The organism is Polaribacter sp. AHE13PA (genome assembly GCF_019278505.1).
Taxonomy (GTDB): domain Bacteria; phylum Bacteroidota; class Bacteroidia; order Flavobacteriales; family Flavobacteriaceae; genus Polaribacter.
This window is the reverse complement of record NZ_CP058985.1, coordinates 937864-950110: the sequence shown is the minus strand read 5'-3', so window position 1 is coordinate 950110 and position 12247 is coordinate 937864. Positions and strand designations below refer to the sequence as shown.

Annotated in this window: 14 protein-coding genes; all 14 read left to right on the top strand. The window is 29.1% G+C overall.

Annotated features, from left to right (window positions below; genetic code table 11):
• The first annotated feature begins 97 nt into the window (after positions 1–97).
• A complete protein-coding gene (locus tag H0I28_RS04095) occupies positions 98–925 on the top strand; it encodes an ion transporter (RefSeq protein ID WP_218753004.1) in 828 nt (275 codons plus the stop codon).
• On the top strand, positions 926–1849 hold the full coding sequence (gene miaA, locus H0I28_RS04090; protein ID WP_218760629.1) for a tRNA (adenosine(37)-N6)-dimethylallyltransferase MiaA: 924 nt from the start codon (positions 926–928) through the stop codon (positions 1847–1849).
• 56 nt (positions 1850–1905) lie between these two features.
• A complete protein-coding gene (locus H0I28_RS04085; RefSeq protein WP_218760628.1) occupies positions 1906–2427 on the top strand; it encodes an OmpH family outer membrane protein in 522 nt (173 codons plus the stop codon).
• Positions 2428–3023: 596 nt separating this feature from the next.
• Positions 3024–3746 carry a uracil-DNA glycosylase family protein gene (locus H0I28_RS04080; RefSeq protein WP_218760627.1) on the top strand — a complete coding sequence of 241 codons (723 nt, stop codon included), beginning with the start codon at positions 3024–3026 and terminating at the stop codon, positions 3744–3746.
• A 145-nt stretch (positions 3747–3891) separates the two neighbouring features.
• Positions 3892–4677: a tetratricopeptide repeat protein gene (locus H0I28_RS04075; RefSeq protein WP_218760626.1), complete on the top strand. Its 786-nt coding sequence runs from the start codon at positions 3892–3894 to the stop codon at positions 4675–4677.
• A 183-nt stretch (positions 4678–4860) separates the two neighbouring features.
• Positions 4861–5415 (top strand): hypothetical protein, encoded by a 555-nt coding sequence (locus tag H0I28_RS04070; RefSeq protein ID WP_218760625.1) that lies wholly within the window; start codon positions 4861–4863, stop codon positions 5413–5415.
• A gap of 2 nt (positions 5416–5417) precedes the next feature.
• Positions 5418–5951, top strand: a complete 534-nt coding sequence (locus tag H0I28_RS04065) for a hypothetical protein (protein ID WP_179317992.1) — start codon at positions 5418–5420, stop codon at positions 5949–5951.
• Between the two features lie 214 nt (positions 5952–6165).
• A complete protein-coding gene (locus H0I28_RS04060; RefSeq protein WP_218761396.1) occupies positions 6166–6624 on the top strand; it encodes a helix-turn-helix domain-containing protein in 459 nt (152 codons plus the stop codon).
• Complete coding sequence (locus H0I28_RS04055; protein WP_254712736.1) at positions 6570–7418, top strand: IS3 family transposase; 849 nt, start codon at positions 6570–6572, stop codon at positions 7416–7418. The genes H0I28_RS04060 and H0I28_RS04055 overlap by 55 nt, the downstream gene beginning before the upstream one ends.
• 289 nt (positions 7419–7707) lie before the next feature.
• Complete coding sequence (locus H0I28_RS04050; protein ID WP_218760624.1) at positions 7708–7983, top strand: hypothetical protein; 276 nt, start codon at positions 7708–7710, stop codon at positions 7981–7983.
• A gap of 210 nt (positions 7984–8193) precedes the next feature.
• On the top strand, positions 8194–9198 hold the full coding sequence (locus H0I28_RS04045) for an IS30 family transposase (protein WP_218759116.1): 1005 nt from the start codon (positions 8194–8196) through the stop codon (positions 9196–9198).
• Positions 9199–9256: 58 nt separating this feature from the next.
• Positions 9257–9895, top strand: a complete 639-nt coding sequence (locus tag H0I28_RS04040; RefSeq protein ID WP_218760623.1) for a porin family protein — start codon at positions 9257–9259, stop codon at positions 9893–9895.
• A 145-nt stretch (positions 9896–10040) separates the two neighbouring features.
• Complete coding sequence (locus H0I28_RS04035; RefSeq protein WP_218760622.1) at positions 10041–11216, top strand: hypothetical protein; 1176 nt, start codon at positions 10041–10043, stop codon at positions 11214–11216.
• Between the two features lie 93 nt (positions 11217–11309).
• Complete coding sequence (locus H0I28_RS04030; protein WP_218733598.1) at positions 11310–11870, top strand: DUF1572 family protein; 561 nt, start codon at positions 11310–11312, stop codon at positions 11868–11870.
• Positions 11871–12247: the final 377 nt, after the last annotated feature.

Genomic DNA, 12247 nt, shown 5'->3' with positions numbered 1-12247 from the left:
TTATTTTTGAAATCCTTTGGAAACAGAGAGAAAACAGTTGAAAAAATACTACATTATTAAAATAAGTGTAGTATTGTAAAAGAAATCTATATAAAATTTGAAGAATAACGATAAAAACACTTCTTGGAAACACCGTATTCATGAAATTATTTATGAAGCCGACACAAAAGCTGGTAAATTATTTGATGTTGTCTTATTAATAGCCATTCTTGCTAGTATTTTATTAGTGATGCTAGAAAGTATTGAAAGCTTCGACACAAGGTATCACACTTTTTTAAACATAGCTGAGTGGGTTATTACCATCCTTTTTTCAATTGAATATATATTAAGAATTATCTCCATAAATAAACCTTTTAAGTATATCTTTAGTTTCTATGGTATTATAGACCTACTTTCTACCATTCCAAAATACCTTTCATTATTTTTAGTGGGCTCTCATCATTTAGCGGCTTTAAGAGCTTTACGACTGTTAAGAGTGTTTAGAATATTAAAACTAGCGAGATATGTTGGTGCTTCTAACAGATTATTAATCGCTTTAAAAATGAGTAGAACCAAAATTTCGGTCTTCTTATATTTTGTAGTGATACTATGTGTTATTTTAGGTACAATTATGTACATGATAGAAGGTCCCGAAAACGGATTTACAAGCATCCCCACAAGTGTTTATTGGGCAATAGTTACCTTAACAACTGTAGGTTATGGAGACATTGCTCCACATACGCCTTTTGGTCAGTTTCTTGCAAGTATTATTATGATATTAGGATACGGTATTATAGCCATTCCTACAGGAATTGTTACAGCAGAAATGACAAAAAGCGCAAATAATAGCGTTGATACAAATACACAAGCTTGCCCAAATTGCTCAAAAGAAAACCATAAAGATGGTGCTCAATTTTGTTATAACTGTGGTAGTAAATTAAACTAAATGACTTCTAATAATTTTTTAATTACCATTGTTGGTCCTACTGCAATTGGTAAAACAGCCTTAAGCATTCAATTAGCAAATCATTTTAAAAGCGCTATAATTTCTTGCGATTCTAGACAGTTTTATAAAGAAATGACCATTGGTACAGCAGTACCAGATGCAGATGAATTGGCAGCTGCAGAACATCATTTTATACAAAACAGAAGTATTTTTGAAGATTATAATGTAGGCTCTTTTGAAAGAGACGCCCTTGTAAAATTAAATGACCTTTTTAAAGAAAACCCAATTCAGATTATGGTTGGTGGTTCTGGTTTGTATGTAGATGCCGTTTTAAAAGGATTGGATTATTTCCCTGAAGTAGATCCTAAAATAAGAGAAACCTTAACCCTTAAATTAGAAAAAGAAGGTGTAGCAGTATTGCAAGAACAATTAAAAGAATTAGACCCAGAAACTTACAATGTAATTGAATTACAAAACCCTAAACGGGTGATGAGAGCCTTAGAGGTTTGTATTGGTTCTGGTATTCCCTACTCCACTTTTAAAAACAAGCCCAAAGCACCTAGAAATTTTACTTCCATTAAAATAGGTTTAGACGCAGACAGAGAAATTATTTATAATCGTATTAATATGCGCGTAGATATCATGATAGAAAACGGCTTGTTAGAAGAAGCTAAAAACTTATATCCACATAAAAGTCTAAACGCATTACAAACGGTTGGCTATAGAGAATTGTTCTCTTATTTTGATGGTGATTTTACCAAAGAATTTGCCATTTCAGAAATTAAGAAAAATACCCGAAGGTTTGCAAAAAGACAAGGCACTTGGTTTAAAAGAGATAAAACAACCTTGTGGTTTGATTATCAAACTGACATAAACACTATTATTGCTAAAATTTCTGATAAAATTAACATATCAAAACCGTAAAAACTTTTGTAATTCATTCGCTTTTATATCTTTGTTGCACAAAAAATCAAAATAACATGAAATCAAAAATTATATGTATTGCCTTTGCTTTAATTAGTTCTATTTCTATTGCACAATCTAAAGTCGGTACAGTAGATAGTGAATATATTATTAACCTAATGCCCGAAACAAAAATTGTATCAGAAAGATCTCAAAATTACGGAGCAAAATTAGATTCTTCTTTTACCATAAAAGTAGAAACTTATAAAGCTAAAATAGAAGCTTTTAGAAAGAATGAAAAAACGCTTGGAGAATTAGCAAAACAAGCTGAATACAAAGAATTAGCAGAAATGGAAGCTGATATTAAAAAATACCAGCAAAACGGAAACCAATTAATGCAATTAAAGCAAGACGAATTAATGAGACCTTTATATAAAAAATTAAGTAATGCTATTGCTACTGTAGCTAAAGCTGAAGGGTACACTCAAATTTTAACCATGACTGGTAACGAATTTGCTTACATTGATACTAAATTTGATATTACAGAATTAATCTTAAAAAACTTAGGAATTGCAATTCCTGTTGCAGAAGGGAAATAAATTTTTCTCTCAAAATATTTACTATAAAGCCTCACAGAAATGTGAGGCTTTTTTTGTTAAAAGAAATAAATATTTCTATGACTCTATTAAACTTAAGATAGCTTTACGTGAAATCTCATTAGTTAAATTTTATAAATGATGTTCCTATAAGTGATTTCTCTAAAAGGTCGAAATTATAGAAGTCATCTAATTCGTGGACTATTTTGATTAAATACAAAGGGGCACTACACCGTTTATACTCTCATGTATCTTTTTTGGTTTTAATGATACAAACCCTCACAATTAGAGCACTTTTCGAGAGGAGTCCCATAGAGTTACTCTGGTTTTTGGTAATACTGTTATGCGACTTCTCTTAAAACCGAAATGACAAAAATGAAGTCTTTTTAAGGTTGATAATTAACAAATTACTGTTAATAAGTTAATCTATATAAACACCATATAAATTGTACTTTTATCATGAAAAATTCTTCCCTTATTTGCTATGAAAGAATTTCAAACAAAAAACTTAAATAATTGAGCATATTTCCCTAATAAAGGAAGATAAGAGGAGTTAAAGTAAGTATATAAACAAGTTAGCTTTAATTTAGACGAAAATAATGAAATTCGAGAAAGAAATAAGAAATGAAATTTTAAAAGTTTCTTATACAAAAGAAGACTTAATAAAAGAAAAATATTTAGTTTCTAAAGAAGGAAAAATCGAAATTTACTATGCTCCTTTTGACTATATAAATTTAAATGCTTCAATAATAATTGTTGGAATTACTCCAGGTTGGTCACAAATGGAGAAATCTTTCAAAACTGTAATAAAGGAATTGAAAGAGAATAATGATTTTTCATTAGCTTTGAAAAAGGTAAAATCTGAATGTAGTTTTGCTGGAAGTATGAGAAATAATCTAATTAAAATGTTAGATGATTTAGAATTAGACAAAAAGTTGAATATCAAATCAACGAGTGAATTGTTTGAAATTGAAAATAGCTTTTTACATTCTACTTCAATAATTAAATATCCAGTATTTAATAATGGAAAAAATTACACTGGCTCAGCTCCTTCACCACTAAAATCTGAAATATTATGGAAACAGATTGAAAAATTATTTATTCCCGAAATATCTGAATTTAAAGGTAAACTTATAATTCCTTTAGGAAAAAGTGTGAGTGAAATACTTTTAAAAATACAGTCTGAAAATAAGTTGAATGGGAATTTTATTTTAAATGGATTCCCTCATCCTTCAGGTGCAAATGGACATAGAGCTAAACAGTTTGAAACGAATAAAGAAAGTATGAAAGAAACAATTAAAGAATGGAAGGTAAAAAACTAAAGCTAACACCGTATAAACTTTATTGCTAGTTTTAGCTCACTTGGGAAATTCCTCCGGAATTTCGCCGTTCGTGTTTTATTTACTAAATTACTTGCTTAAACAACGCAACAAAGCTTATACAACAACGTTAGGCAACATTAGAAAAATGAAACAAACATTAATACTTCTTATTGGAATTTTAGTTTCCACAACAGCTTTTTCACAGAATAAAGCGACTGAACTATATACTTCTGGAAACTCGAATTTCAAATCGGGAAATTTTCAAGAAGCCATTTCAAATTATACTGAATTGATAGAAATAGTCGAAGAAAAAAGTGTCCAAAAAACTTGTTTCATAAATCGTGGACTTTCGTACGATCGAATTAAAAAATATGATTTAGCAATTTCTGACTTTACAGAAGCAATTAAACTAGACAGTACTGATATGGCTTCATTCATTGACAGAGGACTTTCTTTAATGCATGCTGGAAAATTAGAAAGAGCAAAAGAGGATTATAATTATGTTGTCCTAAAGAACAATAACAATGGAATGATGGAAGCATCTCTTTATTGGCTCGCGCGAATTAATTACTCTCAAGGAAAATTTGAAGATGTAATTAAGAATTGTGATAAATATTTTACCATAAATCCAAAAGACCCAGAATTGTATTTCATTCGCGGAACTGCAAATGATATGTTGCGGAATTTTGAGCAATCAATAATTGATTATTCAAAAGCAATTGAATTGAAACCAAATTATGTGGAATCTATCGCGAATCGTGGAACTGCCAAAGTAAATCTTCTGACTGGAAACGGAAATTTGCAACCGAGCAAAAAAGAAACAAAAAGTGCGTGTAAAGATTTAAAGAAAGCGAAAGAATTAGGAGATAATGCTGTCGAGGATTTGATTTACATTTATTGTGGTAGAAAAGAAAAAAAGAAACGGAATTAATAACGTAGCCTAACACCGCGTATAATTAATTGCTTGTTTTAAGACTACTTACGAACATTCCTGCGGAATATTCTATCTGTGATTTATTTACTAACTTTAGTGCTTAAACCACGCAACTAACCATACACAATCACGTTACCCAACATTTGAACAAAAATGCGAACTGAAATCAAATATTTAGAATTGAAAAGCGGTTTTTCCGATAATGGAAGTGCTTGGATTGGACTTGTTTCGTTCTCAAAAAGTGGAAAGACAATTTACTTTGACGGAAAAGCATTTCAAACTCTAGACGGAACTGGAATCAGTGGAAATTATTTCGAATTGGAAAGCGGAAACGAATATTGGATTTCGGGAGTAAAAAAAGATATGTCCGACCGACATAAATTTGGCGGAGGAATTATCTATGTGGAAAAACGAATTTTAAAAGATTATTTGGAGACCATCGGGAAAAACGAATTACCCAAAGCTGGATATGAAATGACTGAAGTCGATACCGAAAAACCAATTGAGCGGATTAATGAGCTGGAGAATGAAAAATTAGAACCCGCCGAATTTAGTACAGATTTATATTTTAAAAAACCTAATGAGTTGACCAAGGAGGAAATTCAATTTTTACTTATTGATTTGGAAGAAAGTGCAAATAGTCCTCAATATAAAAAAACACGGAGAAGCATCAAATCAAGAAGAATTGAATTAGAAATGGAACTTGAAAAGCGAGGAATAAAAAACGTTGGTTAACAATGAAGATTAAAACAAAACACATTGCTTTAGCGCTTTTTTTATTAGATGCTCTTCTTCTCATAATAAATTTGGAATATCGTGATGAAACCTTAAGCGTAATTCCTTATTTAAATTTCGCAAAGCTTTTATTTTATCTGGGAACTTTAAGTTTTGTCATTTATCTAACAATTGCAAAATCAAAAAAAACTTTAACCATTACTGTAATAATTTCAATCATCTCATTTAGCCTCTCTCTCTTTTATAACCTACGTATAGCAAAAACTAATTATGACAGAATTCAATGTCATAAAGGAATATCTGAATATTTTCAATATTTTGATTCTTGTGAAAAAATTCAAAAGCGATTTGAGGAAGACTTAACAAATGGAGAACTCAAATATTTTCAGGATGAATATGATTCCGATTTGGAATTTGAAGAACGACTTAGAGATGAACACGACATTGAACTCATTGGAATAAGTTGTACTAGATTTACCGTAATGGATTGTTATAACGACTTGGTAAAAAATTATATAAAGAGAAAAGATAATTGAATAAAAAACGTTGGGTAACACCGTGTATAATTAATTGCTTTTTAAGTGCTTACTTGCGAAAATTCCTGCGGAATATTCACGGGTTCGTAAAAGTTTGCTAACTTAGTTTCTAAACCACGCAACTAACCATACACAAACACGTTACCACACATTTGAGAAATGTACTTTCCTGAAATAGGTTGACTAAAAATTAAACACTTAATTATAGTCACTTATGAAAGCTCAAAAACAACCCTGGCGAAAAAAAACGTACGAAAAAGCAACTTTAGAACTCAAATTATTCGTCGTTGACCAAATTCAGAATGGACAGATTTCCACAAACTTTGCTTCCAAAAAATATGATGTTCCTAGAACTACAATTGGGTATTGGATCAAAAAATATAGTACTTTAGTCCAACAAAATACAGGTATGAGTAAATTAGATGAGATTAAAAAACTAAAGGAACGTATTGAAGAATTGGAGTTTGTAAAGGAATTTCAACAAGATATTATTGCTGACATGGAAATCATTACTGGAGTCGATTTGTCAAAAAAGTCGTTGCCCAAAACATTAGCGAAAGAGATAGAACTAAAAAAGAAAAACCGTTTAAAAGAAAATGGTTCTATGAGTGTTTTGGGATTAGTAAACAAGCCTTCTACAAAAGACTCAAAACCCAAAAAAACAAACGACTAAACGATGAAAAAGTCATCGCAATGATACAAGAATATCGAAAATTAGTTGGTATGAGAACTGGCGGAATTAAGTTATATGATGAACTTAAACAAGACTTTATAAAACAAGGTATTAAAATCGGTAGAGACAAGTTGTACGATGTGTTAAGGCTTCATAATTTACTTGTTCCTAAGCTTAAAAACTATGTAACAACAACAAATTCTAATCATCAATTTAGAAAATATAAAAACCTAATTAAAGACCAAGTTCCTACTCGACCAGAACAACTATGGGTAAGCGATATAACATACATTAAAACAGACAATGGACACAATTACCTAGCAATCGTTACAGATGCATATTCTAAGCAAATTATGGGCTATAAATTAGATAACAACATGAAGACATCACTTTGTTCAGAAGCGCTAGAAATGGCTATTAAAAATAGAAAATACCCTGATAAAAAATTAATACATCATTCTGACAGAGGTTTTCAATACTGTAACCCCAAATACACAGCATTTGCAGAAGAAAATGGCATAATGATGAGCATGACAGAACAATATGATCCTTATGAAAACGCAATTGCAGAGCGAATTAATAGAACTTTAAAATATGAATATGGACTTAGAAATTGCATTAAAAACACTGCCATTGCTCAAGAAGTAACAAAACAAGCAGTATATATTTACAACAATTTAAGAACCCATTTTAGCTTAGAATTAAGAAAACCAGCTGAAGTACATTTAAATCCAAACATCAAATACAAATCATATCGAAGAAATAATGTAAATTTGACTGAACTAACAATTTGAAAACAAAACTAGTTCAAAATATTTTTTGCCTTCTAAACGGCTAAAAAAATCTTTTGAACGGTATAAATTAACCTAAAAAAAGGTCAACCTATATCAGTATAATACAAACGAAATGGAATTTGAACCAGAATACATAATTGGAATAAGTAAAATTTTGAGTTTAACTCTGTTGATTTCTATTTTACCAATATATTTTTTCGATATTGAGAATATATTTATACTTTCTATAATATCAATTATCATCTTTTTTATAATCCTAATTCTGAAAAATAAAAAGTGGGTTAAAAGAGTGAAAATTGACTCAAAAAAAGCTGAATTTAGAATTGAATATCCAATGAATCTTATTGGAAATAAAAAAATGAATCTTTTATTCTCTGAAATTGAAAAAGCAACATATTATGAATATATGAGTAGAACACCATCTCACTATAAAATTGAATTTAATGGCGGAAAATTACGATTTAATTGTAGCGGAAATGAATCTGAAAAAATCAGTTCTATTCTCAAAACAAATGGAATTAAAACGAACTTTTATCATCAGGAAAAAGAAGTTGGATATAGATAAAATACTACCTACAACACCATATATAATTTATTGCTAACTTTCTGCCTACTTGCGAAAATCCTCGCGGATTTTCTTTGTCAGTAATTATTTACTAAATTGGTTCCTTAATTCACGCAACAAACCATATATAAACACGTTACAAAGAATTATTACGAAAATTCCTCCATTCAATAACTTAACGCAACAAATCTAAAATTATAGATTTGTAAAATGGAAGTAAAAAAACATAGACGATTAACTTTGAAAGAAAGAGTGATTATTCAGACTCTTTTAAATGAAGAAAAGTCTAAATCTTATATAGCAATTAAACTCAATAGATCTCGTTCAACTATCGGTAGAGAAGTGAATAAATGGGTGCAAAAAAAAGAACATAAATATGATGCTGAACTTGCTCATTGGTGTGCTAAAGAAGATTATTTAAACAAGAGAAATTTAGATAAAATAAGCACTTATTCTTTACTCAAATTTTTTGTTTACAAAGGACTTTTATCAAACTGGACTCCTGAACAAATTTCTGGAAGATTAAAAGAGTTGTATCCTAATAATCTAATAATGTCTATTTCACACGAAGCTATTTATAGACACATTTATACTAGACCACAAGCTCGTTTAAATAAAAAGTTAATCAAACTATTAGTACGTAAAAAAACAAGACGTAGAACTCCTAAAAAAAGACGTGGTGGTGGAAGTAAAATCATTAACCAAGTCAGTATTGACAACAGACCACAACATATTGAACTTAGAAATGAAGTGGGACATTGGGAAGGAGATTTAGTGATTGGAAAAAATCATAAAAGTGCTATTGGAACTATTGTAGAGCGCAAAACTAGATTTACTTTAATAGTAAAATTAGAGTCTAAAAAAGCAGGTGAAGTAGCTAATGAGTTTTCTAGAATATTAAACAAATTAAATCCTATTTATAAAAAATCAATGACATATGATAACGGAATTGAAATGGCGAGACACGAAATGATTACTAAAAAAACAGGTATGAAAATATACTTTGCACATCCATATTCTTCCTGGGAAAGAGGAACAAATGAAAATACAAATGGACTCATTAGAAGATATCTTCCAAAAGGAACAAACTTCAATGAAATTGACGTAAATAAACTCCAAAATATTCAAGAAAAATTGAACAACAGACCAAGAAAAATTATAGGATATAAAACTCCAAAAGAAATGATGGATTTAGAACTTAAATTTGTAGCTTAGTAACATCAATAAACAAAAACGGTTTGTTGCGTTACAACATTGAATCCAAGATTTAAAAATGAGAGAAAAACTATTTATTATTGGATTTCTAATTTTATCATTATCAACTTATAGTCAATCATCGAAAATAAAATTTGGTTTAAAAGGAGGAATGAATCTTTTTAATTTTAGAATTGAACAACCAAAAGAATATTTAAAAACTGAAATTAACAGTAAATTTAATGTTGGTTTTTTCGCAGGAATTTTTGTTAATTATAACTTTAATAACAAAATTAGAGTTCAAATAGAACCTAATTTTCAAAAAAAACAAACTGAAATATCAATTTCTAGAAAGATTGGAATCCTATACACTGACCAAGACTATGATATAAAAAAAATATTTAGTGAATATTCTTTTGAAAGCCCTTTAATTGTGAGATTAGCATTGAATAAAAAGGTGTCTTTAGAAGGAGGTTTTAACTTCGTTTATATATTTAAAGAAAGAGAAAATGGAAATATTGAAAATGAGAATTATTTTGAGAGTTTTGAAAGATCAAGGAATATAAATGAATTTGAAACTGGACTAATTATTGGAGGATTATATAATATTTCAAATAATATCGGATTAAACTTGAGATATAATTATAGTTTGAATCAAAAAGACGAAGAGTTTCTAAACAAAAGAATTATAAATATAGGAATTGAATATCAAATATAAACTGTTTGTAACACCGTATATAATTTATTGCTGGCTTCTCGCCTACTTACGAAAATCCTCGCAGACTTTCTTGGTCTGTAATTATTTAGTAACTTTACTGCTAAACCAACGCAACGAAATCATACACAACAACGTTGTCAATAATATGAAACAAAGATTATCATTTACATATTTAATTTTTATTTTTATAAATACTCTTTTTGTAGTTAAATATGCTAGCAGAATAGATGTTTTAAATGGCTACATAGTAGCCTTTATTTATACATTATTGATATCAATAATTAGTATTGTACACATTCGATTAAATTTAAAGAATTATTATAAACCTTTGTTTTATATTACTTCCATACTCTTCTTTGTTTTTACAATTTATATAAACATTAATGTAGATGGTAATTCGCTTATGGTGGACAGATGGTCAGCAATGGAAGTTGGTGTAAAAGCTCTTTTAAATGGAGAGTATCCTTATTCTGCAGTAGACCATTTGAATGGAAGAACTTCAAATTTACCTACCCTTCTTTTCATTGGAATTCCATTCTATTTTTTAGGTAATATTGGATTTTTACAATCCTTTGCATTTTTATTATTTATTTATATTATATCGAAAGTATTTAACACTTATAAGGAAAGGCTATTATGTTTATTACTTTTAATAGGTTCACCTTCATACCTTTGGGAAATATATGTTAAAAGTGATTTGATGTCTAATTTTATTATAATTTTAGCTGTTGTTGTTGTTATGCAAGATAGAATTTTTAGAAACATAAAAAATAACCCACTATTAGAATCATTTTTATTGACATCCTTGGTAATGACTAGAATTACTGCTATTATCCCAATTTCAATATTATTTTTCAAGCATTTTTACAGATTTTCCGTACAAAAAAAGATAACTTTTATAGCAGTATCTTTAGCTACCGTTATATTATTTTCATATATCTGTTTTAACAAAGTTAGCAGTTTGGAACACTTTTATAAACATAATCCTTTTGAACTTCAAAACAGACAATTACCTAGCATATTAAGTCTTATTTTAATCATAGCGCCAATGATATATTCTTTTCGAGCAAAAAACATAAAATCAATAATATATTTGATCGTTATTTTTCTATTACTACCTGTATCAATAGCATTCTTTACATCAATTTATTATAGTGGATTTAAGGCAACTCTATTTGATTCAAGTTTTGATATTAGTTATTTTAATATGGTATTGCCCTTCTTGTTATTGTCTTTGACATTTGATTATAAAATACTATTGCCAACAATGGATAAAAATAATAGCGATTTAGTCGCTAAAACCAAAGTATTGAAAATATAAAAAAGGTATTTGTTAATCCGGAAAGTTAGTGAATGAAAATCCGCTACTATTCTTATACATCAACGTAGACAATTTGAAAAAACGAAACGCTGAATGAAAACCGAATATATAAATAGTGTTAAAAAGCAATTTGAATATTACAAATCTGTCGGAGAAAAAACATTTGACCAATTAGAGGAAAAATACCTTTTTTGGCAGTTTAACGAAGACTCAAACTCAATTGCAATAATCGTAAACCACCTTTGGGGAAATATGAAATCTCGCTGGAACGATTTTTTGACCTCTGACGGAGAAAAAGAATGGCGGAAAAGAGATTTGGAATTTGAATCGGTGATAAAAACTAAAAATGAATTGCTTGAAAAATGGAATGACGGATGGAAATGTCTGTTCGATGCGTTAGACTCTGTTAACGAAGATAATTTTGAAACAAAAGTTTATATCAGAAATCAGGAACACTCAATTTTGGAAGCTATAAATCGACAATTTGCTCATTATCCTTATCATATCGGGCAGATTGTTTACATAGGAAAAATGATTAAAGGAAACGAATGGAAAAGTTTGACTATCCCGAAAGGAAAATCAAATGAATTTAACAAAGACAAATTTTCAAAAGGGAAACATAAGGGACATTTCTCTGATGACTTAAAAAATTAAAAAACTTGCTACAACAATGGCTATAATAAGCAATTGCTTGTTCTCGCCTACTTCTGAAAATCCTGACGGTTTTTCAGTTTGGTGTGTACTTGCAAAGTTTAGTGCTAAACCACGCAACTACTAATCGCCGAGACCATTAGCTGCAATTGCTCACTCATACTCAGAATTAACTTTATGATAAAAGAAATATTTGAAATTGAACCGATACAAAAAAACTCACTAATCATATTTTTAGGAATATTATTTTTAAGTTTTTACAATTATATATTTTTAAACATAATATTCTTGAAGAGGGAATTTTTATAACTGTCGGAGTTTCATTAGCAATTTCAATTTGTTGGGTCATACTTAATATTTTATCAGTTTTTATATTTTTT

Excerpts from the sequence above, each read along its gene's own strand:
- H0I28_RS04045 (WP_218759116.1), top strand. The coding sequence starts at position 8,194 with ATGGAAGTAAAAAAACATAGACGATTAACTTTGAAAGAAAGAGTGATT.
- H0I28_RS04030 (WP_218733598.1), top strand. The coding sequence starts at position 11,310 with ATGAAAACCGAATATATAAATAGTGTTAAAAAGCAATTTGAATATTAC.
- miaA (WP_218760629.1), top strand. The coding sequence starts at position 926 with ATGACTTCTAATAATTTTTTAATTACCATTGTTGGTCCTACTGCAATT.
- H0I28_RS04085 (WP_218760628.1), top strand. The coding sequence starts at position 1,906 with ATGAAATCAAAAATTATATGTATTGCCTTTGCTTTAATTAGTTCTATT.
- H0I28_RS04075 (WP_218760626.1), top strand. The coding sequence starts at position 3,892 with ATGAAACAAACATTAATACTTCTTATTGGAATTTTAGTTTCCACAACA.
- H0I28_RS04065 (WP_179317992.1), top strand. The coding sequence starts at position 5,418 with ATGAAGATTAAAACAAAACACATTGCTTTAGCGCTTTTTTTATTAGAT.
- H0I28_RS04060 (WP_218761396.1), top strand. The coding sequence starts at position 6,166 with ATGAAAGCTCAAAAACAACCCTGGCGAAAAAAAACGTACGAAAAAGCA.
- H0I28_RS04080 (WP_218760627.1), top strand. The coding sequence starts at position 3,024 with ATGAAATTCGAGAAAGAAATAAGAAATGAAATTTTAAAAGTTTCTTAT.
- H0I28_RS04035 (WP_218760622.1), top strand. The coding sequence starts at position 10,041 with ATGAAACAAAGATTATCATTTACATATTTAATTTTTATTTTTATAAAT.
- H0I28_RS04040 (WP_218760623.1), top strand. The coding sequence starts at position 9,257 with ATGAGAGAAAAACTATTTATTATTGGATTTCTAATTTTATCATTATCA.